Genomic DNA, 22,374 nt, shown 5'->3' with positions numbered 1-22,374 from the left:
CGCGGATCAGTGCTCGCGGCCGGAGTTGTTGGGGTCTCGGACATCCTCGAAGGTCGCGAACTCGGCGTTCACATTCTCTCCGTTCACGGATTCGACCTTGCGCATGTCAATATTCTGCACGACCTCGCGGCTATGCCGGTCAACGGCGAACGGCCCGCGCGGACTTTCCCATGCAGCGCCTTTCATTGCTTTCAGAAGTGCCTCGCCGTTCGTGTCGCCTTTCGTTGCCCGCAGCGCCTCGCGGATCAGGCGCGTGCCGTCATAGCCGCTCACCGCCATCGCGCCCGGCGTCTCGCCATAGGCCGTCCGGTAAGCCTCAACGAACAGCCGGTTCGTGCGCGAGGGATGCGCGGCCGAATAGAAATGCGCGGTCACGATTCCGAGTGCGGACGGCCCGAGAGTCTTCAGAATTGAATCGTCGGTGAGGTCGCCCGTCGCGATTAGCCTGATGCCATCTTGCGCGAAGCCTTGTTCCGCGATGGCCTCGAGCACCCGGTGTATCTGCCATGGCGCGATAAACAGAAACACCGCATCGGGCTTTGCCTGCTTGATCTGCATCAGCGGCGCGGCAAGATCGGGCTCGGTCAAGGCAATCCTGTATTCGTCGCTCACCGTGCGCTCGTCACCGGCGAACGCCTTGGAGAATTCCTTCAGCGCATCATTGCCCGGCGCATAGTCGGAGATCAGTGCGGCGACGTTGCGAATGCCGTTCTTCGCTGCCCATTTGCCGAGCGTCGCGGCGGATTGCGCCAGCGTCGCGCCGCTGCGGACGATGAAGGGCGAACGGGTGGTGATGACCGAGGTCTGCGCGCCCATCACCACCATCGGAATTTTCGCATTGGTCGCGAACGGTGCCGCGACGGCGGCGGCGGGCGACGTGCCGAACCCCGCCAGCACATCGACCTTGTCTTCCTCGACGAGGCTCTTGACCGCTTCGCGCGTGTGATCGGGATTGCCTTCGTCATCGCGGACAATCACCTCGATCCGCGTCCCCTCGACGGTGTCGCCGTTCTGCTCAAGATAGAGCCGCATCGCGTCGTCGATCTGCTTGCCGGTCTCGGCGAGCGGGCCTGTGAGCGGCAGCACGAGGCCGATCTTCAGGGTCGGCTCGGCGGCAACGGCAGGCTGCGCCACGGCAATCCCCAGCGCGCCGGTCGCGACGAGGAGAAACTGCCGCAGCGAAAACGCCATCGCGCTCAATCCTTGAACACCACCGTCTTGCGGCCGTTGAGGATGACGCGATCCTCCAGATGATAACGCAAGCCGCGCGCCAGCACCTGCCGTTCGATGTCCGCGCCTTTGCGCACCAGAATCTCGGGCGGATCGCGGTGGCTGATGCGCTCGACATCCTGCTCGATGATCGGACCTTCATCGAGATCGCCGGTGACGTAATGCGCGGTCGCGCCGATCAGTTTCACGCCGCGCGCATGGGCCTGATGATAGGGCTTGGCGCCCTTGAAGCCCGGCAGGAACGAGTGATGGATGTTGATGCAGCGGCCCGACAGTTTCGCGGCAAGGTCGTCGGACAGCACCTGCATGTAGCGCGCCAGCACGACGAGATCGGTCTGCGTCTCCTGCACCAGCTTCCAGATCTGGGCTTCCTGCTCCGCCTTGGTGTCGCGTGTCACCGGCAGATAGTGGAACGGGATGTCGCCGAACTCGATGCCCTCATAGGTCTCGCGCGGGTGGTTGGAGACGATCGCGGTCGGCACCATCGGCAGGTCGGTGTAGCGCCAGCGATAGAGCAGATCGGCGAGGCAATGGGTCGATTTCGACACCATCAGCATGACGCGCTGGTGCTCGCTACGGCTGCGCAACTGCCAGGTCATGCCGAACGGCACCGCGATGGCGCCGAAACCGCCGCGCAGCGTGGCGAGGTCGGAGGAGCCATCCACCGTGTTGAACGTCACGCGCATGAAGAACTTACCGGTTTCGGTGTCGTCGAACTGCTGGGCGTCGAGAATGTTCTGTCCGCTGGCGAACAGGAAGGTCGATACCGCCGAGACGATTCCGGGGCGGTTGTCGCAGGACAGGGTCAGAACGAATTGCTGGGCAAGCATGGGAAATCTGATCTTTTGGATGGGCAAAGGGGTGAAAACAGCCCTGCTCTAGCACCCACCTCCCCTTGCGCCAATCCTGTCCCGCCCGACATGATGAAATGGTATGACAATCCGCCCCACCCCTCGCGAGGCACCATGGCCGGTAAATTAAGCGGATACCGCATCCTCATTCTGGAAACGCGCGAGGAAGCCCAGTTTTCCCGCCTGCTGCGGGACCAGGGCGCGGACGTGCTCCAGTGCCCGATGTTTACCATCGAGGACACGCCCGATCAGGACGCGGTCGGCGGCTGGATCAAAAACACGATCCACGAGCCGCTCGACGATCTGGTGCTGATGACCGGCGAGGGCGTGCGGCGGCTGGTGGCTGCGGCCAAACGGATCGGCCTCGAAAATGAATTCATTGCCGCATTGGCTCGGCCACGAAAATACGCGCGTGGCCCCAAGCCCGTGAATGCGCTCCGCCAGATCGGCCTCACCGCCGAAATGGTCGTGGAGCCACCCACAACGGAAGGCATCATCGCCACGCTGTCCAAAGCTGAATTGAAAGGCCATCGCGTCGGCCTGCAGCTTTACCCGGAGAAGGATCACAGCCCGCTGCTCGCCGCGGTGCGCGAGGCCGGAGCGACGCCCGTTCCGGTTGAGCCCTATGTTTATGATGCGCGAGCAGCGCAGCCGAACATCGCCGCCGCCATTGGCGAGATCGCCGCAGGGCGCGTCGATGCCATCGCGCTCACCAGTTCCGGGCAGGTGCGACGGCTGGTGGAGGCCGCGCGGGCGGAGGGCAGCGAAGAGCAGTTGCGGCTGGGACTCGCGCAGACGCCGGTGGCCTCCATCGGCCCCGTCGTCTCCAATGAACTGAAAGCCTACGGCCTGCAGACCGACATCTCTCCCGCCAACGGCGCTTATTTCATGAAGCCTTTGATTCAGGCCATCACCGCCCGACTCACGAAAACCCATCCGCTCCCGCACTGAGGCTCTGTAAAGGGATTTGCGGCGACAGGGCTGTGGATGACGCGGCTAATCCACAATTGCTAGCGGACAACGGCAGAACGATTTGGCAACCTGTGCGTTGAGGTGAACAGGCAGCCAAGCAACCGTGGAGCCGCATCATGACCTCCGCTCAGACCGCGACTGAACCCGTTGCGACCACCGCTTCATTTGAGGAGCAGTTGCGGCAGGCCCGCGCGCTGGTCGGCGAAGGACGCAGGCTCCTGCACATGGCGAACCGCAACTTGCGCACGGGCAATATTCTTGTCCGCCGCAGCCATCAGCGCCTCACCGACACTGAGGCCTATTTCCGCCGGACTCACCCGCGCTGAAATTTAGCCGCTGTTCCGCAATCCCGCCGAAATGCCGTTGATCGTGATCTGGATGCCGCGCAGCACCTGCGGGTCCTCGTTCTTGGCGCGATAGGCCTTGAGAAACTCGACCTGCACATGGTTGAGCGGATCGAGATAGGGAAAGCGGTGACGGATCGAGCGTTCCAGCAGCGGGTTGTGCCCGAGCAGCCGATCCTGCTCCATGATCTTCAACAGCCAGCCGATCGAATTCTGCCACTCGGTGCGGATGCGCAGGAAGATGGTGTCCTGCAACGTCTTATCCGGCACCAGCTCCGCATAGCGCGAGGCGACCGCGATGCTGCTCTTGGACAGCACCATGTCCATGTTCGACAAAAGCATGCGGAAGAACGGCCACTCGCGATAGAGCTCGCGCAGGAAAGGCAGGCCCCTGTCCGGGTTCTTGCCGACCCATTCGCTGACCGCACTGCCGAAGCCGTACCAGCCCGGCAGCATCAGACGGCACTGCGCCCATGAGAACACCCATGGGATCGCGCGCAGATTTTCGATCCGCCGCGCCTTGCTGCGCGAGGCCGGGCGGCTGCCGATGTTGAGCGTCGAGATTTCGTTAATGACGGTGGAGGCCCAGAAATACTCCTCGAAGCCTTCCGTCTCATAGACAAGACCGCGATAGGAGGCGAAGGCGAGCGCCGACAATTCCTCCATCGCCGCGAGATACTCCTGGCGCGGCGCGGAGTGCTGTGGCTGCAGCAAGCTTGCTTCAAGCGTCGCGGCAGCAAGGATTTCCAGATTCTGCCGCCCGACTTCCGGGTTGGTGTATTTCGACGAGATGATCTCGCCCTGCTCGGTGATGCGGATCTGTCCCTGTACTGCCCCGCCCGGCTGCGCCAGCACCGCCTCGTAGCTCGGGCCGCCGCCACGCCCGACCGAACCGCCACGGCCATGGAACAACCGCAGCCGCACCCTATGCTTCTCGAATACCTCAACGAGGCTGATTTCCGCCTTGTACAATTCCCAGCCCGAGGTGACGAACCCACCATCCTTGTTGCTGTCGGAATAGCCGAGCATCACCTCCTGAAGGCCGCCGCGGCTGTCGACCAGACGGCGATATTCCGGCAGCGACAGCGCGCGATCCATGATGCCCGCGCAATTGCGCAAATCCTCGATGGTCTCGAACAGCGGCACCAGATTGATGTGGCTCGTGCCATTCGGATCGATCAACCCGACTTCCTTAAGCAGCACCGCGATTTCAAGAAGGTCGGAGACACCTTCCGACATCGACACGATGCTCTGCGGAATACATTGACGCCCGAACCGCGCGTGAGCCTCGGCCGCCATCCGCAGCACCGCGAGTTCGCCGCTTGTCTCCTCGCCATAGCTTGCGAACGGAGAGATCAGGGACCGCGCGGTATGCAGTTCGCGCACCAAGAGCGCGCAGCGCTCATCTTCCGACCGATCGAGATAATTGGTGCCCGGCGCAACCGCTTCGAACAATTCCGCGATGGTGCGTTCGTGCACCGCCGAATTCTGCCGCAGGTCGAGGCTGGCAAGATGGAAGCCGAAGCAATCGACCGCGCGCCGCAACCGCCGCAGCCGTCCGCGCGCGATGACATGGGAGCCGTTCTCGATCAGCGAGCGGTTGATGATGTCAAGATCGCCGCGAAGGGCTTCGACGCTTTCGTAAGGCGCCGCTTCACCACCCGCCCGGCCGCCAGTGCGTACGCCGAACACACCCGCCGTCGCCTTCAGCCGCGAATAAACGCCATGGACGGCGCGGCGATAGGGCTCGCGGCCACGGTGCGCGGAGACGGACGGCGAACGCTCGATCAGCGCCTGCAATTCCTCCGTCACATCCACGAGATCCACGGCGAGAGACAATTCGCCATAGAGCTTCTGCAATTCCTGCAGGTAGAAATTCAGCACGCGCTCGCATTGCATCTGCAACGTGCCGCGCAAGACGTCGGCGGTGACGAACGGATTGCCGTCGCGGTCGCCGCCGATCCAGCTTCCCATCTTCAGGAACGAGGCCAGTTCTTTTCCGTCCTCGTCGGCGCCGAGACGATCTTCCAGCAGGTTCAGCAGCCGCGGCAACTGTTTGAGGAAGGTATAATCGTAGAACGATAGGCCGTTCTGCACTTCGTCGAGCACGGTGAGCTTGGTCCGGCGCAACAGATTGGTCTGCCACAGCGTCAGTACGCAGCGGCGAAGCTGTTCATCGTTGTCCGCAAGCTCCTCCGCCGTCATCTGGGTACGGTCGCGCTCCTCGAGCAGCGCCGCGATGTCCATTTCACGGTCGATGGTGCTCTTGCGGCGCACTTCGGTCGGATGCGCGGTCAGGACCGGGCTCACCAATGCGCCATCGAAAAAATCACGCAACTGTTTTGCCGAGAAGCCTGCCTCGCGGGCGCGCTCCACCGTCCCGGCGAGCGTCGTCGCCGCGGTCGCAAGCCCCGCCCCGCTCTGGTTGCGGGTCTGGCGGATGTGGTTCTGGTCTTCGGCGATGTTGGCGAGGTGGGAGAAATAGCTGAAGGCGCGCACGATGCGCACCGTCTCGGCGATGGAGCGGCCATCCAGCATCGCCTCCAGTTCATGGCGGGCGCCGATGTCCTCGTCGCGGTGGAAGCGAATCGACGCCTGGCGGATGCTCTCCACCAGATCGAAAACGTCATCGCCTTCCTGATCGCGAACCGTATCGCCCAGAATCCGTCCCAACAGCCGTATTTCCGCGCGTAATTGGGCGTCGGCCTGTGACGACAGGACATCCTCCCGGCTGGAGGGTTCGCTGGAACTGGAAAGAGGCTTTCGCTCGAAAGCCGAAACGTCGGACGCCATTGATGGATGCGCTTTCAAAAACTGCTTTCGACTTTCGTCGCAATTTTTGCAGGGCAGCGCAAGATAGTTTCATCTTTTGAAAAGATGTCCCACGGCCGTTGCCACGGGATTGGCCCTTTTAGCCCTTGCGCGGCTCCTTCCGGGCCTCGCCGGACTTTTTCGTGGTCGAAGGCTGCGTGACGCTCACCGGATCGGAGGCCGGAAACGTATCCCGCAGCCCCTTGTCGAGCTCCTTTTTCGCACGACGATCTTCCCGCGCGGCCGCATGCGGATTTTCCGCGTGCTTGTCATGCGGGGCCGGATCGAATTTGTCGTCCATCGCAACCTCTCCATTCACGTTCGAAATCGTCCGTAGTGGCCAATGCGCGGCGGCAGAGGATGTTCCGGCGGGAGCACCGGAACCTTCACAAGGTCCGCCGGTTGGCGCTGCGAACAAGGGAGCGAGATCATCATGGACGAGAAGCGTGTGGAAGGCGCGGCCAATTCGGTCGCGGGCAAGGCCGAAGCGGCCTACGGACGGTTGACCGGAGATGCGGCCGCAGAGGCGAAGGGCCGTGCGCGCGAAGCCACCGGCACCGTGCAGCGGATTTACGGACAGGCCAAGGATGCCGCGGCGGATGCTGCAGACAATCTCGGCGATGCCGCGTCCGATCTCGCCTCGCAGGCTGTAGAGACAGCCGGGCAGTATTACCGGCAGGGCAACCGTGCGCTCGCCTCCACCATCCGGCATCAGCCGCTGGGCGCGCTTCTTGCCGCCGGTGCGGCAGGCTTCGCACTCGCTCTGCTCATCAATCGCCCGCCGCCGCGCAGGCGTCCGCGCTGGATCGAACTGCGCGACTGGCGCGACCACCTGCGGTAAGCGGAGCGCGCACCGTCACGCCTATTGGACTGCACCGGAAGCGTGGTCGAACGAAAATGCGCGTTTATTCCCGTTTCTGAAATGGCCCGCTTGCAGCGGGTCATTTCGATTTCCCATGCCGTTTTCCTTGCTGTAGAGAACGCGAAACCCCGGCACGGCGCTGGGGCGCACGCACTGACACATGACGGCACCCACCTCGAAATTATATCTGGAAGCGCCGCGCCGTTTGCGCGCGCTGGTCCGCGCGCGGGAATCCAGCCTGATCGTCCTCGCGGCGATCGTCGGTATTCTGGGCGGCCTTTTCGTGGTGCTGATGAGCCGTGCCGTCGGCCTGCTCCACGAGGTTCTTTTCAACATCCCTCACGGCGAACGGCTGTCGTCCCAATCGGTGCTGGAGCCGATGCGCGCGGTGATCATGCCAACCCTGGGCGGCCTCCTGTTCGGCCTGTCGTTGCTCGCCTTGCATCGCTGGAGACCCGGCCGGGAGGTCGACCCCATCGAAGCCAATGCCCTGCATGGCGGCAAGATGTCGTTCCGCGGCAGCATCATCGTCGCCCTGCAAACGATCTGGTCGAGCGGCGTCGGCGCCTCGGTCGGCACCGAGGCGGGCTATACCCAGATATCGAGCGGCACCGCCTCCGTGCTCGGTCAGGCGTTTCACCTGCGCCGCTCCGACCAGCGCATCCTCGTGGGGTGCGGCTCCGCCGCCGCCATCGCGGGCGCGTTCGGCGCACCGCTGGCGGGAGCTTTCTACGCCTTCGAACTGATCGTCAGCGGCTATACGCCCGCGAGCCTCGCCCCGATCGGCGTTGCCTCGATCACCGGTTATGCCGTGGCCCACCAGCTCGCACCGACCGTCCCCGGCATCATTCTCAGCCAGGTCGGAACGGTCACGAGTCAGGACATTGTCATCGCCGTGGCGCTCGGCTTTCTCTGCGCGCTGGCCGGCATCGCGGTGATGCGCGCGGTCGCGGTATGGGACACGGTCATGTCGCGCTCGCGGTTGTGGCTGCCGTTACGCCCGACCATCGGCGGCCTCGTTATGGGACTGTTCGCGTTGCAGGCCCCGCAGGTGATGTCCTCCGGCCATGGCGCGCTGCATACGACCAATGTTGTCACGCTGCCGGTTTTGATGGTCGCGTTCCTGTTCGCGCTCAAAATTCTCGCTTCGGTGATTTCTCTTGGCTCGGGCTTTCGCGGCGGTCTGTTCTTCTCCTCGCTGCTGAGCGGCGCGCTCGGCGGCCACCTGTTCGCGGCGGCCATGAATACACTGGTGCCGTCGCTGCATCTCGACATCAGCGTCTATGCCGTCATCGGCATGAGCGCGCTGTCGGCCGCCGTGGTCGGCGGGCCACTGACCATGACCTTCATTGCGCTGGAGACCACCGGCAATCTCTGGCTCACAACAGCGGTTCTGATCGCGGTCATCGTCTCGACCCAGGTCACGCGCGAGCTGTTTGGCTACTCCTTCGCGACCTGGCGCTTCCACCTGCGCGGCGAAACCATCCGCAGCGCGGCCGACATCGGATGGATTCGCGACCTCACCGTCGGCCGCATGATGCGCGGCGACGTCACCACCGTGCCGGTGGAGATGCCGATCGACACCTTCCGCCAGAGCTATCCGCTCGGCTCGAAAACACAGGTGATCGCGGTGGATTCGGAACAGAAATATGCGGGCATCGTCTTCGTCGCAGACGCCTACGCCTCACTCGACACGCCGGCCGACACGGTCGGCGACATTATCCGTTATCAGGACGCCTGCCTGTTGCCCGACATGAACGCACAGGATGCGGTGGCGGCGTTCGATCGCGCCGAGGCGGAATCGCTCGCGGTGATCGACAAGGCCGATACGCGCCGCGTCATCGGCATCCTGACGGAAGCGCATGCGCTGCGTCGCTATGCCGAGGAAACCGACCGCCATCGCCGCCACTCGATCGGCGAGGCATAAAAAATCCGCGCGAGCGCATTGCGCCGCGCGGATCATGGTCGTTGAGCAGAACTTATTGAACGGCCGGCGTTGCCGACGCGGAATGCTGATGCGCCCCCGCAGCAACCTTCGGCACGCGATGACCGCTGCGAAGCGCCGCCAGAATCTGACCCATCGTCCGCGCTTCCAGACGCGGCGACTTGTCCATGTTGAAATGGTTGATGTTCGGATCGCCGGCCAGATCGATGTTGGTGATCGCCGCGCGCGATCCGGGGCCGCGCACCGCAACGCCGCCCACGACACCGTAATAATTCACCACGCGGCCAACATTGGCCGGGATCACCTGCGTGCCGGGCGGGCCATAATTGACGATCAGTGCCACCTTGGCGCCCTGCTGCTGCATGATCTCAGCCATCTGGGTCGAAGCCTGACCGCCAAGCGAATGACCGACGATCACGATCGGGCCCTTGCCCGCCTTGTAAAGGCGCGCCGCCTCCATCGCGAGGCCCGCTGCTTCGCTGTGATTGGCGACCGTCACCGGAATGTGGCGGCGAGACAGTTCGGCCGCGTAATTATCCAGGCCGGTCGAGAACACGTTCGCAAGACCCTTGAGCAAATACACATGGCCCGGTGCCGCCTGGGCACCCACCGGGGCGAAAACCAATCCAACTGCAAAAACAATCGCCAACCAGAACGTGCGCATCTTCCACCGTCATGAAAAGAAGTTGTCCTAACGGGGGTCACTTAAAATAGCCGGCGGCGTGAAATCAAGCCGCCTGCCGCCGTTCCGCCGCATGGCCGTCTTTATCGCCATGCGTGTTGCATAATTCTCTCACTTGGGAACCGAATCGACTGGGCTTTGCGACGATCCGGTAACGCCCTGCGGGTGGCTTTCAGCGCCGGAGTATGGGATAGAGCCCCCGTTTCATTTGATACCTTTTGGGTAGAACAGGACGGCCGTGCTTCTTCTGGCGAGCAAGATTATCTGGGCCATCGGCGTGGTCGGGTGGTTCATCATCCGCCTGCCGCATGATCGCCGCTCGAAGCGTACGCCGAAAGCCCGCCAAGCTTCGGGGTTGCGCGAAAAACTGCTGCTCAGCGCCTCGACCACCGGGCTTGGCATCCTGCCCGCGCTCTACGTGTTCGGCCACGCCTTCCGCTTCGCCGACTACCCGCTGCACCCGCTTCAGGTCGTGATCGGCGGTAGCATTTTCGCAGCCGCGCTGTGGATGTTCTACCGCACCCACAAGGATCTCGGCCGCAACTGGTCGGTCACGCTCGAAGTCCGCGAACAGCACCGGCTCGTCACCGGGGGCGTCTACAACCGGGTTCGCCACCCGATGTACGCGGCATTCTGGCTATGGGCGCTCGCGCAGGCATTCCTGCTGCCGAACGGGATCGCAGGTCCGGCCGGTCTCATAGGCTTCGGCATCCTGTTCTTCATGCGCGTCGGCCACGAGGAGCAGATGATGATCGACACCTTCGGCGACGAATACCGCGCCTACATGCAGCGTACCGCGCGCGTGGTGCCGGGCATCTACTGACCGGTGGAAGTGACCGCCAGCCGTTCAGGATTTTGCAGCGTCTCGCGCATGGCGGCGAGAAAGCGCCCGATCTGATAGGCGTCCGCAAGCCGGTGGTCGGCACGCATGAACAGCGGCATCACGCGGATTTCAACCGGCGCGCCGTCACGCATCACCAGTTTCGTTTCCGCCGGCCCCAATGTCAGGTTGATCGAATCGCTGCCATCGGCAAAACGGCTCGGCTTGTAGCTGCGCATCGGCGGCGAACCCGCATGCGAGAGGTCGTTCACCATGGCGCTGCCGCCGCGCAATTCATCGAGACGGCTGACCGCAGGCAGATGGAAATGGCGGTCGAGGAAACCGTAGAAGCGCATCATCTGCCGAAACCAGAACGCAGGCACCTTGCGCATCCGCGCCAGATCGCGGTCGCGGCCGCCGTTGCCGCGCGCGGCCTCCAGCAAGCGCCGCCAGACTTCCCCGGCGATGTCCTCGACGCTTTTTTTATCCGGCGATGTCACCAGCAGCAGATCGATTTCGTTGGCCTTGCGATGGAAGAACGCCATGCGAATGCCGATATCGCGAAAGCGGTAGATACGGCGTCCGACGACGCGGGTATTCATCTCGGGGAATTGCGCGAGTGCAAGGCCGGTCGCACGGATCAGCGCATGGGCGGTGGTGAGGATGATGCCACCCTTGCGATTTTTCTCCTGAAGAAACGCCAGCAGCGCATCCGCCTCGAATTCGGTGCCCATCACGATCACCGGATCGACATGGCTCGCCTTCGGTGCGTGCAGGTAATAACGGTTGTAGAGCGGGATTTCCGCGTTCGACAGCGGGCGGCTGACGAGAGGCCATTTCATCGGTGTGCGACCCTCACGCCTGCGCCGCCGCGCTCTGGCTCATCACCAGATCGACGATCGCTGCGGGCGAACGGAAATGCACAGGGCCAACATGTTCACCGCCGAGCTTGATGCCGTACCGCTCCTCGATTTGAAAAATCACGTCGATCAGGAGCAGCGAATCCAGAAGCCCCTCCTCCAGCAGGTCGGTATCGAGCGCGAGGCCGGGATGGTTCGGGCAGCGCGACGCCACGAACTTCAGAATATCGGCCTCGACCTGTGTCCGCTCCGGCATCATCTTCACTCGATCTCCACTCACCATCCGCGCGGTTGCGCGACGCCTCTCATAGCCCAATTTCGGGGAAAAGTACGGTCTCAGCCAGCGGGCAGCCGCCCGGCGAGAGCCGCCCGGTCCACCTTGTAACCCGATGTCAAAGGAAGCTCGTCCAGAATCTCGACATGCACGGGAATTTTATAGGACGGCAATTCACGCTGGCAGGTTGCACGGAGATTCGCGAGATCGACCGCCGCCCCGCCCTGCGGCGCCACGAACAGCGCAAAACGGGTTTCCCCGGCATGAAGCATCGGTACCGCCACGGCACGGACGCCCGGAAACGCCACCTCCACCACGCTCTCGATTTCAGCGGGATGAACGCGATAGCCCTGTACCTTCACCAAGAGGTTCGCGCGGCCCTCGATATAGAAATAGCCATCCGCATCGGCGCGAGCGAGATCGCCCGTGCGCAACCAGCCGCCGCTCAATGCCTCCGCGCTCGCGGCCTCATCCTGCCAGTAGCCGAGCATGACGTTGGGCCCGCGCGCACAGAGCATCCCGGCCTCGCCCTGCGGCAAGGCGTGGTTGGATTCATCCAGGACCGCCAGTTCGACACCCGACAGCGCCCTGCCGATCGAGCCTTCGCGAACATGAAGCTGATCCGGCGGCAGCACCGCGAGCCGCGCGGCTGCCTCCGACTGGCCGTACATCACATAGAATTCGGCGGGCGCGATCAGCTCCGCCATTTGCATCGACAGATCGTGGCGCAACCCACCGCCCGCGACCGACATGTAGCGCAGATGAGGCATGGTCTGTTCGCCGAGACGGCCATACTTCATCAGCATGCCATAGACTTCTGGCACCGCTGAAAAACTCGTGGCGTCGAACTTGGCGATGGCCTGCGGGATCGTCGCCGGAAACATCAGCGCGCCCGCGAACACCATGGTCGCGCCTGCCAGCATGTGTGTCTGCAAAATCGAATTGCCGAACGCATGACAGAACGGCAGCAGCACCAGCGCGCGCTCGTCCGCCGTGATCGGCAGGTCGTGCAAAATCGAACGCGCGTTGGAGAGAAGATTGCCGTGACTGAGCATCACGCCTTTCGGCAGACCTGTGGAGCCCGAGGTGAACAGCAGCATCGCCAGTTCGTCACGGCCGCGTGTGGGTGTTGGGCGCGGAATGTCGCCAGCGGATTCCGCGATCAGCGTCACCGTGTCAGCCGTCTCAGTCGCGAAATTCTTCGCGACGATCAGGATATCGGGGCGGCAGGCGTCCTCGATCTGTTTGAGCCGCATCGGCTCGAGCGCCACCGGCAGCGGCACCACGACGCCGTCGGCCAACAGCGTGCCGTAATATGCCGCGACATATTCCGGCGAGTTCGCAAGCTTGAGCGCGACGCGCGCGCCGGGCGCATGATCAGGACGGCTGCACAAATAGCGGCGCACGCTCTCGGCGGCGCGCAGCAGCCAGCCATAGGTGAAGGCACCCTTCTCCGTCACGATCGCCGGATGATCGCCGCGCGCGCGGGCGACGTCGAAGAACGCAAGGCCGAGGTTGGTGACACCTTCAAGCGACGGCACCCCATCGCCCGCCGCCGCATGCGCGGGCGTCTCGTCATCGCCGAATTGCAGGACAACTGTATCCATCACGTCTCACGCCGGGAACGGCGCAATCCTTGCCACATCACAACGCCGCACGATAGATGCCAAGCGCAGCGGCCTGCGTCATCTCGCGCGGATTGTTGATGAGGAGCCGCGTCTGCTTCATCGCGTCTTCGGCCAGCGCATCGAGATCGGATTCCTTAATGCCGACATCGCGCAGCCGGGTCGGCAGACCAAGTTCGACCGGCAATTCCGCGAGCCATTCGACCAATGAGGCCGCATCATTGCCTTTGCCCGGCATGAGAATGTCGGCGATCTCGGCATAATGCCCCTCGGCGGCCGGTGCATTGAATTGCAACACCTGTGGCAGCACCAGCGAATTGGACAGGCCATGCGCGACATGGAAGCGCGCACCGACCGGATAGGCCAGCGCATGAACGGCGGCGACCGGCGCATTGGCAAACGCCATGCCCGCAAGCATCGAGCCGAACAGCATGTTGTGCCGTGCCTCGATGTTCGCGCCGTCACGGCAAACGATGCGGATATTGCCGCCGAGCAGCCGCAGCGCTTCACGCGCCAAGGCATCCGACATCGGGTTCTTCAGCCGCTTGCTGGTATAAGCCTCGATGGCGTGAACCATCGCGTCGATGCCGGTCGCGGCGGTGACATGCGCGGGCAGACCGAGCGTCAGTTCGGCATCGAGCACCGCCCAGTCCGGCAACAGCACCGGAGAGACAACGCCCTTCTTCTCGTTCTCGCCCGTGGTGACGATCGAGATCGGCGTGACTTCCGATCCGGTGCCCGCCGTGGTCGGCGCCAGCACCAGAGGCAGGCGTTTGCCCTTCACCATGCCGACTCCGTAGATATCCGCGAGCTTCTCGTCGCCATGCGCGAGCAGCGCCACGAGCTTCGCCACGTCCATCGAACTGCCGCCGCCAATGGCGACGACGCCATCGGCCTTCGCCGCGCGCGCCATCGCGACGGCGCGCGCGATGACATGCACCGGCGGATCGGCCTCGACCTCGGAAAAGACCGTGACGGCGACGCCTGCCTGTCCGAGCCCCTTTAATCCGGCCTGCAGCAATCCTGCTTTCATCACGCCGGGGTCGGTGACGAGCAGCACCGAACGACAACCAAGCGCCTTAACAAGCTCACCGATGCGCGCGGACGCGCCCGGCTCCATCAAGAGCGATTTGGTCGATTGAAACGTAAAACCCGGCATCGCGGCTCCTGATCGATTTCCGGGGGATTGTTCAGCCGCCGCCGCAAAGGGTCAAGACGACTTCATTCCAATCGCTCGACCTTGCGCAAGGCCGGAAACAGCCGCATCCACGTCAGCGCGATCAGGATCGTGGCGATACCGCCGAGCAGCGCCGCGGGGACCGCGCCGAGCCAGGCCGCCACCACGCCACTCTCGAATTCGCCAAGCTGGTTCGAGGCATTGACGAATAGGTAGTTCACCGCACCGACCCGACCGCGCATGTCGTCGGGCGTCGACAACTGCACCAGCGAGAAACGGATCACCACGCTGACGGTATCGACCGCGCCCATCGCCGCCAGCGCCAGCAGCGACAGCCAGATGTGTGTCGACAGAGCGAAGATGATGGTCGCAACCCCGAACGCGATCACCGCCTGAAACATTCGCAGACCCACGCGGCGATTGAGCGACAGATGCGCGAGAACGACCGTCATCGCCAGAGCACCGACCGCAGGCCCTGCCCGCAACAGGCCGAGACCCCACGGCCCGGTTTGCAGAATGTCGCGCGCATAGATCGGCAGCAGCGCCGTCGCACCACCAAACAGCACTGCAAACAAATCGAGCGAGATCACGCCGAGGATGGTCGGGTTGTCGCGCACGAACCGCACCCCGCCGAACAGCGCGCCAAGCGTAGGCATCTCCTTCGGCACCGCTGGACGCTCGAAGTGAATCGCCCGCGTCATGACCGAGGCGACAAACCACAGCACAGTCATGAGCGCATAAGGCACACCGGGCGAGATGGCGTAGACGAAGCCGCCGAGCGCCGGGCCGACGATGGTCGCCATCTGGTTGCCCGCCGTCGACAATGCAGTTGCCTGCTGCAACCGGCCGGGCGGCGCCACGGCAGGCAGGATCGCGGCCGTCGCCGGGCTTTCGAACGCCGTCGCGGTGCCGAGAACCGCAAGTGCCGCAAAAATCCATGGCACGGTGAGAATGCCGAGGAAGTTGCCGAGCGCCAGCGCCACGGCTGTCAGCCCTTCCACACTCTGGCAGGCCTGGAGCACCCGGCGGCGGTCGTAACGGTCGGCAACATGGCCCGCCAAAAACACCAGAATCGCGGTCGGCAGGAATTGCGTGAGCCCGGCAAGGCCGAGGTAAAGCGCGCTGCCGGTCAGATCGTAGATCTGCCACCCGATCGCGACGGTCGAAATCTGGGTTGCGAAGCGGGAAAAGCTCCGCGTCACAAAGAAAAACTGAAATGGCCGATGGCGCAAAATATCGCGCGGAGAATCGAATTCCATTCAGCCGTCATACCTTCGGTAAGGCAGCCGCGAGCGCTGGCCGGTGCAATATATCGCGTCAGTGCATGGCGCAGATCGGCCAGCATTGGCAAGACCTCGCATCGCATGCGTGGCCTGCAACGCGTATTATAAGATCACAAAAGGGGGAGATCGGCCGTCTTAGGTGTCGAGGTGGGCAACCACGACGAGCTTCTTCACTTGCTGCTTCTTATAGGCCTGAAGGAAGGCGTTGTAGTTCTTGAACGACACGCATCCGTTGGAGTCGCCGTTCGGCCCCAGCATGTAAGTGTGCGCCAGAAGCCCGGTGCGGCCGTAGACGGTGCTGTCCACCGGAGTCAGGCGGATCGCCTCAACGCCGTGGAACAGGGATTCGCGCAGCTTCAGTTCATAGGTCGCGGGTGGCGTGGCGCCGCGCATGCGCTCGTTGACATAACGCGGATCGTCGAGGCGGCTGCCGAGACCGGAATGCGCTTCAAGCTTGGTGCCGTCCGGCATGTAAACGGTGCGCGCCGAAATGTCATAGACGGCGGTATGGGGATCGTAGCGGCCGCCGATGCGGCTCGTGCCGTTGCTGAAGATGCCGCCATCCGGGGAGGCATAGGCCAGCGTGGTGTTGGCCGGGCGCAGCTTGCCGAACAGTCGCTCGAAGATCGACGGCTGCTTGGCCGGCTCGGCGAGCGCAACGTCCTTGTTTTCCTGCGCCGCATCCTGGCGCGAGGGGCCGTTCTTGGCGACCTCGACGGACGGACGCGGCAACGGCAGCGGAACGGCTTCCGCGATCTCCTGTGCGACATCGTCAGGCGGTGTCACAGACGCGGTGGCGGCCACATCGACCTTGGCCTGCTTCGGAGCGGGTTCAGGTGTGACCGCTGCCCAGCGGTCCTCGAAAGCTACTCCCGACCAGCGCTCTTCAAACGCGATCGGACGGTTGAAAGACGTCGCCGGACCAAGTGGCGAGGTGGCATCCAGCAAGGCGGCGTATTGTTTTGGAAAGGCGGTCGGGGCGGGAACGGTGGTCGCAAGATCGAACGGAGGTATCGGTTGGGCCGGGAGGGCCGCGTTGCCGAGACTCGCGTTCAGAATCCAGAGGCAGGACAGCCCGCCGCCGGCCAGCAAGATGCCGCCAACGAAAGTCTGCCGGATCGCCTTACGGGCACGCACCTCGCGCTCAGGCGCGCGCGGAGGTACAGGCCTGCGTGGGCGTGACTTCATCTGCCTCGTGGTATGCACTACGTCCCCCGGGCCCCCTTCGTGCATGTGGTGCACACATGCCGATAGGCCATTCAATTGCGGATTTGTCATGACGGCAACCCCGTATTTACCGGGATTCCCCCGCGACGTGCCGATGACCCATTAAATGCGGGTTTTAGTTAAATGCGGATTAAATGCCGCGAGGGGTTCGAATACGCCCTATTCGCAGGCGTCCGCGCACGCCCAGTTTCAGGCAAAAAGCCTTGTTCCGGCCAGCCGGATTCATCCTAACTGCTTGAAAGAAGTGATGATTTGGTGGGCGATGTAGGGCTCGAACCTACGACCCGCTGATTAAGAGTCAGCTGCTCTACCAACTGAGCTAATCGCCCGGCTCCGACCGGATTAAATGTCCGTGGAAGAGGCCGTCGTTTAGCAAAGGCATCCCCTGATGTCCAGCAAAGGCGGGCATGATTTTGTTCGTAAAATCATGGCCTCCGGCGCGGACTGTGGATGACCTGCCACCCCCACGGCAGGCCTTGCCCCTGAACGCAAAAGCCGCCGAAACCGGCGGCTTTCACGATTCGGACCTCGGCAGCCCCTGTCCGCTCTCTAGAGCATCCCGAGCATGCGTGGCAGCCACAGCGAGATTTCCGGAATGAACGTCACCGCCAGCAGGAACATCAGCATCGTCATCAGCCACGGCCAGACCGCGATGGTCAGTTCGGTGATGCCCATCTTGGCGATGCCCGAAGCGACGTAGAGGTTGAGGCCGACCGGCGGGTGGCACATGCCCACTTCCATGTTCACCACCATCAGGATGCCGAGATGGACCGGATGGATGCCGAGCTTCACGGCAATCGGGAATAGCAGCGGCGCGGTGATGAGCACGATGGAGCTTGCCTCCATGACGTTGCCCGCGACCAGCAACAGCACGTTGACGAAGATCAGGAACGTCACCCAGTTCACGCCGTTGCCGATGATCCATGACGTCAACTGCTGCGGAATCTGCTCGCTCGTCATCAGGAATGAGAACAGGACTGCGTTGGTGATGATGTAGAGGATCATCGCGCTCATATTGGCGGAGCCGAGCAGTACGCGCGGCACATCCTTCAGCGTCATGTCCTTGTAGACGAACACCGCAATGAAGAACGCATAGACCGCGCTCATCGCCGCCGCTTCGGTCGGCGTGAACCAGCCCGCATAGATGCCGCCCAGCACGATGATGATCAGCAGGAGGCCCCAGATGCACTCGCGGAAGGTCTTGATGCGTTCGGCCCAATCCGCGCGGGGAAGCCGCGGGTAGTCGTTCTTCCAGGCACGATAGAATGTCGTCACGCCGAGCAAGGTTGCCAGCATGATGCCCGGAATGACGCCCGCCATAAACAATTGCCCGACAGACGCCGACAGCACGCGTTCTCCGTTCGGCCCGAGAGCGACGCTACCGCCGGTGGCGACCGAATAGATCACCATCACGATCGAAGGCGGGATCAGGATGCCGAGCGCGCCCGAGGTCGTGATGACGCCTGCACCGAACCGCTTCGGGTAGCCCTGCTCCACCATCGCCGGCAGCAGGATCGAACCGATCGCGATCACGGTCGCCGGCGACGAGCCGGAGATCGCCGCGAACAGCGCGCACGCCATAACGCCCGCAAGCCCGAGGCCACCGTACCAATGGCCGACCATCGAGGTCGCGAACTTGATCATGCGTCTGGCGACGCCGCCATGTGTGAGGAAATTACCCGCGAGAATGAAGAACGGGATCGCCATGATTTCGAAATTCTCGATACCCGTGAACAGCTTCAGCGCCACCGACTCGATCGGCACCGTCGTCATGACGAACAGGAACGTCAGCACCGTCAGACCGAGCGCGATCGAGATCGGCATGCCGGTCAGCATCAGGGCGATGAGAAGAAGGAAAATGAAAAGCGTGCTCATCGCTGGCCCTCCGGCGTTGGGCCAATCGCATTATCGACTTCGATTCCCTCGACATGCGAATGATCGTGATGCGGCAGCTCATCGGTCCGCCAGTAGGCAAAGGCGACCTGCAGAAACCGGAAGCACATCAGGTAGGACCCGAGCGGAACGCACAGATAGACGATCCAGCTCGGCCATTCGAGATCCGGCGTGGTCTGGTCGGTCAGGCTGAGGCCATAGACGAATTTCGCGCCCATGGTACCGACAACCCCCGTGAACAACGCGCCGCACAACAGCCCGAACAGGATCGTGGCCTTGCGCGATTTCGGCGGCAGTTTGAGAACCAGCACGTCGACGCCGACGTGAATGCCGGTGCGCACACCGTAGGCGGCACCGAACTTCGCCATCCACACGAACATGAAGATGCACAGTTCCTGCGCCCAGGACATGTGGATTTGATGCAGATACGGATAGAGAAACGAGACGCCCGAGCCATAGCGATGCACGACCGCGATAAAAATTATCACGGTGGCCGCCCCTATCAGGAAGGTAATCAGAATTTCCTCGAGTCGATCGAGGACTCTCAAGAACAACCCCACGGCAGCCCCCCGGTACCGGTTATCGATCCGGCCTTTCGCCGGTCAGCCATAGCACGATATGATTTATCGCTTGCTGGCAAGCCGTAAACGGCCCGGCTTACCGCCGGGCCGTTAGGCTTTTCACATCATTTGCCAGATGCGGCCGCTTCCTTGCGGAACTCGGCGATCAGTTCCTTGCCGACACGGCTGCCAACTTCGTCCGCAACCGGATCGAGCGCCTTGCGCCAGGCAGCCGTTTCTTCGGGCGTCAATTTGTAGAAGGTGGTGGTACCGGCCTTCTGCATTGCCGCCAGCGCATCGTCGTTTTCCTTCTGGGCGATGTCATTGGCATAGGTGGTGGCATCCGCCATCGCCTTTTCGAGCTGACCACGCACATCCGCCGGCAGCCCGTCCCAGAACTTCTTGTTCACGATCACGGCGTAACCGAGATAGCCGTGGTTGGAGAGCGTGGCGTGCTTCTGCACCTCGTTCATCTTCTGGGTGTACATATTGGACGGCGGATTTTCGGTACCGTCGACAACACCGGTCTGCAGCGCCTGATAGACTTCCGAGAAAGCCATCACCTGCGGGATCGAACCCAGCGCGCGCATCTGCGCTTCGAGCACCTTCGAAGACTGGATGCGCATCTTCAGGCCGCGGAAATCTTCCGGCTTATGCAGCGGCTTGTTGGCGCTCATGATCTTGAAACCGTTGTCCCAGAAGGCCAATCCCTTGATGCCCTTGGGTTCGAGCTTCGCGAGCAGCTTCTTGCCGACCTCGCCATGCGTGACGCGATTGAGCGCCGCCTTGTCCGGCATGATGTAGGGAATGTCGAAAACCTCGAATTCCTTGACGCCGAGCGGGCCGAACTTCGCCAGCGAAGGCGCAAGCATCTGCACTGCGCCAAGCTGCAGCGCCTCGACTTCTTCCTTGTCCTTGTAGAGCTGCGAGTTCGGATAGACTTCGACCTTGACCTTGCCGTTGGTGTATTTTTCAGCGAGTTCCTTGAACTTCTCGGCGCCCTTGCCCTTCGGCGTTTCCGGGGCAACGACATGGCTGAACTTGATGACGATCGGCGGCGTCTGCGCATTGACCGGTCCGACCATGAAAGCAGCGGCAAGCGAAGCTGCGGCGATAACGATTTTCCTCATAGACGTACTACCTCCCAGGCCCATAGAAATCTTGACAGCTTTTTTTGATAGCGGATCGCAACCGACCATTACAGATAATGCCGGTCAAGCCTATTGATCCTTCGCAGGAATACGACACAATTTAGAAAATAAAAAAGCGGCGCAGGGCGCCGCTTTTTTGCATCCGCGAATAAAGGTGTGTCAGCTTGCCGCAGCCGCCGGTACCTCACGCTGCCGGCGCGATATAATTTTGTTGAGCGCGCTGAGATAAGCCTTCGCCGAAGCAACCAGCGTATCGGGATCGGAACTGCGCGCCGTGACCGAACGGCCATCCTGGGACAGCCGCACCGAAACCTCGGCCTGCGCATCGGTACCGGCCGTCACGGCATGGACCTGATACAATTCCAGCTTGGCCTCGTGCGGCACCAACGCCTTGACGGCATTGAACACCGCGTCCACCGGACCGTTGCCCTCGGCCTCGTCGATCTGCACCTTGCCTTCGACCTCGACCTTCATGGTGGCGCGTTGCGGGCCGTTGGTGCCCGCGATCACCGTCAGCGACACCAGACGCAGCCGATCATGCGACTGCGCCAGTTCCTGATCGACCAACGCCTCGATGTCCTCGTCGTAGATGTCCTTCTTGCGATCGGCGAGCGCCTTGAAGCGCACGAAGGCATCCTGCAACTGATTGTCCGCCAGTTCGTAGCCCAGTTCCTTCAGCTTGTGCTGGAAGGCATGGCGGCCGGAGTGCTTGCCCATCACCAGCGAGGTCTGTTTCACGCCGACGCTCTCGGGCGTCATGATCTCGTAGGTCTGCGCATTCTTCAAAACGCCATCCTGATGGATGCCGCTCTCATGCGCGAAGGCATTCCGGCCGACGATGGCCTTGTTGTACTGCACCGGGAACGAGGTCGCCGCCGACACCACCTTCGAGGCGCGAGTCAACGCGGTGGATTCCACATCGCACCAATACGGCATCACGTCGCCGCGGGTCTTGATCGCCATCACGACTTCTTCCAGCGCGGCGTTGCCCGCCCGCTCGCCGATACCGTTGATGGTGCACTCGATCTGCCGCGCGCCGCCTTCGACGCCCGCCAGCGAGTTCGCGACCGCGAGCCCCAGATCGTCATGGCAATGCACCGAGAACACCGCCTTGTCCGCGTTCGGCACCCGCTCGCGGATGGTCTTGAACATGCGGCGATATTCTTCCGGCACCGCATAGCCCACCGTGTCGGGCAGATTGATCGTGGTCGCGCCCGCCTTGATCGCGGTCTCGACGCAGCGGCACAGATACTCGATCGGCGTGCGGGTCGAATCCATCGCCGACCACTCGACGTCGTCCACCAGATTGCGCGCCTGCGTCACCGTCGCGGTGATGATGTCGAGCACGTCTTCCTCACTCTTGCGCATCTGGTGCGCCAGATGGATCGGCGAGGTCGAGACGAAGGTGTGGATGCGGCCGCGCTTGGCATGACGCACGGCTTCACCCGCGCGGGCGATGTCGGCGGGGATGGCGCGAGCGAGACCCGCGATCACCGCGTTCTTGGTCTGCCGCGCGATGTCGGCGACCGCCTCGAAATCGCCGACAGAGGCGATCGGGAAGCCGGCCTCGATGATGTCGACGCCCATGGCGTCGAGCATTTCGGCGACCTCCAGCTTCTCCTCATGGGTCATGGTGGCGCCGGGGCATTGCTCGCCGTCGCGCAAGGTGGTGTCGAAAATGACGACGCGGTCCTTGCCGGACGTGGTGGGGCTGGTCATGAAATTATTCCTTTGGTCAGGGGCGCCGTTCTGGTCAAACCGGACAGGCGCAATTGGGGGTTCGAGGCTTCTTCACGGTCCCCTGAGT

The 22,374-nt window shown here is 62.8% G+C and carries 20 protein-coding genes and 1 tRNA gene; 5 read left to right on the top strand and 16 right to left on the bottom strand.

Annotated features, from left to right (window positions below):
- Window positions 1–6: 6 nt before the first annotated feature.
- The gene (locus AC1RNA_RS09215) at window positions 7–1,191 is read right to left on the bottom strand and encodes an ABC transporter substrate-binding protein (RefSeq protein ID WP_492950906.1); all 1,185 of its coding nucleotides are present in this window, start codon (window positions 1,189–1,191) and stop codon (window positions 7–9) included.
- Window positions 1,192–1,196: 5 nt separating this feature from the next.
- On the bottom strand, window positions 1,197–2,060 hold the full coding sequence (gene purU, locus AC1RNA_RS09210) for a formyltetrahydrofolate deformylase (protein WP_009337055.1): 864 nt from the start codon (window positions 2,058–2,060) through the stop codon (window positions 1,197–1,199).
- A 135-nt stretch (window positions 2,061–2,195) separates the two neighbouring features.
- Between purU and AC1RNA_RS09205 the strand changes: the two genes are divergently transcribed.
- The gene (locus tag AC1RNA_RS09205) at window positions 2,196–3,032 is read left to right on the top strand and encodes a uroporphyrinogen-III synthase (RefSeq protein WP_492951201.1); all 837 of its coding nucleotides are present in this window, start codon (window positions 2,196–2,198) and stop codon (window positions 3,030–3,032) included.
- Window positions 3,033–3,169: 137 nt separating this feature from the next.
- Window positions 3,170–3,379: a hypothetical protein gene (locus AC1RNA_RS09200; RefSeq protein ID WP_492950905.1), complete on the top strand. Its 210-nt coding sequence runs from the start codon at window positions 3,170–3,172 to the stop codon at window positions 3,377–3,379.
- Window positions 3,380–3,382: 3 nt separating this feature from the next.
- On the opposite strand, the gene ppc is transcribed toward AC1RNA_RS09200, so the two are convergent.
- Both ppc and AC1RNA_RS09190 read right to left on the bottom strand, forming a co-directional pair.
- A complete protein-coding gene (gene ppc / locus AC1RNA_RS09195) occupies window positions 3,383–6,190 on the bottom strand; it encodes a phosphoenolpyruvate carboxylase (RefSeq protein WP_492950904.1) in 2,808 nt (935 codons plus the stop codon).
- 118 nt (window positions 6,191–6,308) lie between these two features.
- A complete protein-coding gene (locus AC1RNA_RS09190) occupies window positions 6,309–6,509 on the bottom strand; it encodes a hypothetical protein (protein ID WP_009337059.1) in 201 nt (66 codons plus the stop codon).
- A 132-nt stretch (window positions 6,510–6,641) separates the two neighbouring features.
- Here AC1RNA_RS09190 and AC1RNA_RS09185 point away from each other — a divergent pair, with 132 nt between their 5' ends.
- Window positions 6,642–7,049 carry a CsbD family protein gene (locus tag AC1RNA_RS09185; protein WP_492950903.1) on the top strand — a complete coding sequence of 136 codons (408 nt, stop codon included), beginning with the start codon at window positions 6,642–6,644 and terminating at the stop codon, window positions 7,047–7,049.
- A 181-nt stretch (window positions 7,050–7,230) separates the two neighbouring features.
- On the top strand, window positions 7,231–8,997 hold the full coding sequence (locus AC1RNA_RS09180; protein ID WP_009337061.1) for a chloride channel protein: 1,767 nt from the start codon (window positions 7,231–7,233) through the stop codon (window positions 8,995–8,997).
- A gap of 52 nt (window positions 8,998–9,049) precedes the next feature.
- On the opposite strand, the gene AC1RNA_RS09175 is transcribed toward AC1RNA_RS09180, so the two are convergent.
- Complete coding sequence (locus AC1RNA_RS09175; RefSeq protein WP_009337062.1) at window positions 9,050–9,679, bottom strand: alpha/beta hydrolase family protein; 630 nt, start codon at window positions 9,677–9,679, stop codon at window positions 9,050–9,052.
- 256 nt (window positions 9,680–9,935) lie between these two features.
- Here AC1RNA_RS09175 and AC1RNA_RS09170 point away from each other — a divergent pair, with 256 nt between their 5' ends.
- The gene (locus tag AC1RNA_RS09170) at window positions 9,936–10,520 is read left to right on the top strand and encodes a protein-S-isoprenylcysteine O-methyltransferase (RefSeq protein WP_492950902.1); all 585 of its coding nucleotides are present in this window, start codon (window positions 9,936–9,938) and stop codon (window positions 10,518–10,520) included.
- Here the strand turns inward: AC1RNA_RS09170 and AC1RNA_RS09165 are convergent.
- The 11 genes from AC1RNA_RS09165 to AC1RNA_RS09115 all read right to left on the bottom strand — a co-directional run bounded on the left by AC1RNA_RS09165 (window position 10,514) and on the right by AC1RNA_RS09115 (window position 22,286).
- The gene (locus AC1RNA_RS09165) at window positions 10,514–11,359 is read right to left on the bottom strand and encodes a 2-oxo acid dehydrogenase subunit E2 (protein WP_492950901.1); all 846 of its coding nucleotides are present in this window, start codon (window positions 11,357–11,359) and stop codon (window positions 10,514–10,516) included. The genes AC1RNA_RS09170 and AC1RNA_RS09165 overlap by 7 nt on opposite strands.
- 13 nt (window positions 11,360–11,372) lie before the next feature.
- Window positions 11,373–11,636 carry an acyl carrier protein gene (locus AC1RNA_RS09160; RefSeq protein ID WP_009337065.1) on the bottom strand — a complete coding sequence of 88 codons (264 nt, stop codon included), beginning with the start codon at window positions 11,634–11,636 and terminating at the stop codon, window positions 11,373–11,375.
- Between the two features lie 77 nt (window positions 11,637–11,713).
- Window positions 11,714–13,258, bottom strand: a complete 1,545-nt coding sequence (locus tag AC1RNA_RS09155) for a class I adenylate-forming enzyme family protein (RefSeq protein WP_492950900.1) — start codon at window positions 13,256–13,258, stop codon at window positions 11,714–11,716.
- 37 nt (window positions 13,259–13,295) lie between these two features.
- Complete coding sequence (locus tag AC1RNA_RS09150; protein WP_492950899.1) at window positions 13,296–14,435, bottom strand: iron-containing alcohol dehydrogenase; 1,140 nt, start codon at window positions 14,433–14,435, stop codon at window positions 13,296–13,298.
- Window positions 14,436–14,497: 62 nt separating this feature from the next.
- A complete protein-coding gene (locus AC1RNA_RS09145; RefSeq protein ID WP_492950898.1) occupies window positions 14,498–15,712 on the bottom strand; it encodes an MFS transporter in 1,215 nt (404 codons plus the stop codon).
- A gap of 159 nt (window positions 15,713–15,871) precedes the next feature.
- Window positions 15,872–16,924 (bottom strand): DUF2778 domain-containing protein, encoded by a 1,053-nt coding sequence (locus AC1RNA_RS09140; protein WP_492950897.1) that lies wholly within the window; start codon window positions 16,922–16,924, stop codon window positions 15,872–15,874.
- A 292-nt stretch (window positions 16,925–17,216) separates the two neighbouring features.
- Window positions 17,217–17,292, bottom strand: a tRNA-Lys gene (locus AC1RNA_RS09135).
- Window positions 17,293–17,512: 220 nt separating this feature from the next.
- A complete protein-coding gene (locus tag AC1RNA_RS09130) occupies window positions 17,513–18,838 on the bottom strand; it encodes a TRAP transporter large permease (RefSeq protein ID WP_009337070.1) in 1,326 nt (441 codons plus the stop codon).
- Window positions 18,835–19,416: a TRAP transporter small permease gene (locus AC1RNA_RS09125; protein ID WP_492950896.1), complete on the bottom strand. Its 582-nt coding sequence runs from the start codon at window positions 19,414–19,416 to the stop codon at window positions 18,835–18,837. Before AC1RNA_RS09125 ends, AC1RNA_RS09130 begins: the two co-directional genes overlap by 4 nt.
- A 125-nt stretch (window positions 19,417–19,541) precedes the next feature.
- Window positions 19,542–20,546, bottom strand: a complete 1,005-nt coding sequence (locus AC1RNA_RS09120; RefSeq protein ID WP_009337073.1) for a TRAP transporter substrate-binding protein — start codon at window positions 20,544–20,546, stop codon at window positions 19,542–19,544.
- A 180-nt stretch (window positions 20,547–20,726) separates the two neighbouring features.
- A complete protein-coding gene (locus tag AC1RNA_RS09115) occupies window positions 20,727–22,286 on the bottom strand; it encodes a 2-isopropylmalate synthase (RefSeq protein ID WP_009337075.1) in 1,560 nt (519 codons plus the stop codon).
- Window positions 22,287–22,374: the final 88 nt, after the last annotated feature.

Source organism: Afipia sp. GW821-FHT14H12 (assembly GCF_058803465.1).
The sequence above is the reverse complement of the archived record's forward strand: the minus strand, read 5'-3'. Positions and strand labels throughout refer to the sequence as shown.

Coding starts and splice junctions, on each gene's coding strand:
- AC1RNA_RS09215 (WP_492950906.1), bottom strand. CDS start 1,191: ATGGCGTTTTCGCTGCGGCAGTTTCTCCTCGTCGCGACCGGCGCGCTG.
- purU (WP_009337055.1), bottom strand. CDS start 2,060: ATGCTTGCCCAGCAATTCGTTCTGACCCTGTCCTGCGACAACCGCCCC.
- AC1RNA_RS09205 (WP_492951201.1), top strand. CDS start 2,196: ATGGCCGGTAAATTAAGCGGATACCGCATCCTCATTCTGGAAACGCGC.
- AC1RNA_RS09200 (WP_492950905.1), top strand. CDS start 3,170: ATGACCTCCGCTCAGACCGCGACTGAACCCGTTGCGACCACCGCTTCA.
- ppc (WP_492950904.1), bottom strand. CDS start 6,190: ATGGCGTCCGACGTTTCGGCTTTCGAGCGAAAGCCTCTTTCCAGTTCC.
- AC1RNA_RS09190 (WP_009337059.1), bottom strand. CDS start 6,509: ATGGACGACAAATTCGATCCGGCCCCGCATGACAAGCACGCGGAAAAT.
- AC1RNA_RS09185 (WP_492950903.1), top strand. CDS start 6,642: ATGGACGAGAAGCGTGTGGAAGGCGCGGCCAATTCGGTCGCGGGCAAG.
- AC1RNA_RS09180 (WP_009337061.1), top strand. CDS start 7,231: ATGACGGCACCCACCTCGAAATTATATCTGGAAGCGCCGCGCCGTTTG.
- AC1RNA_RS09175 (WP_009337062.1), bottom strand. CDS start 9,679: ATGCGCACGTTCTGGTTGGCGATTGTTTTTGCAGTTGGATTGGTTTTC.
- AC1RNA_RS09165 (WP_492950901.1), bottom strand. CDS start 11,359: ATGAAATGGCCTCTCGTCAGCCGCCCGCTGTCGAACGCGGAAATCCCG.
- AC1RNA_RS09160 (WP_009337065.1), bottom strand. CDS start 11,636: ATGATGCCGGAGCGGACACAGGTCGAGGCCGATATTCTGAAGTTCGTG.
- AC1RNA_RS09155 (WP_492950900.1), bottom strand. CDS start 13,258: ATGGATACAGTTGTCCTGCAATTCGGCGATGACGAGACGCCCGCGCAT.
- AC1RNA_RS09150 (WP_492950899.1), bottom strand. CDS start 14,435: ATGCCGGGTTTTACGTTTCAATCGACCAAATCGCTCTTGATGGAGCCG.
- AC1RNA_RS09145 (WP_492950898.1), bottom strand. CDS start 15,712: ATGGAATTCGATTCTCCGCGCGATATTTTGCGCCATCGGCCATTTCAG.
- AC1RNA_RS09140 (WP_492950897.1), bottom strand. CDS start 16,924: ATGAAGTCACGCCCACGCAGGCCTGTACCTCCGCGCGCGCCTGAGCGC.
- AC1RNA_RS09130 (WP_009337070.1), bottom strand. CDS start 18,838: ATGAGCACGCTTTTCATTTTCCTTCTTCTCATCGCCCTGATGCTGACC.
- AC1RNA_RS09120 (WP_009337073.1), bottom strand. CDS start 20,546: ATGAGGAAAATCGTTATCGCCGCAGCTTCGCTTGCCGCTGCTTTCATG.
- AC1RNA_RS09115 (WP_009337075.1), bottom strand. CDS start 22,286: ATGACCAGCCCCACCACGTCCGGCAAGGACCGCGTCGTCATTTTCGAC.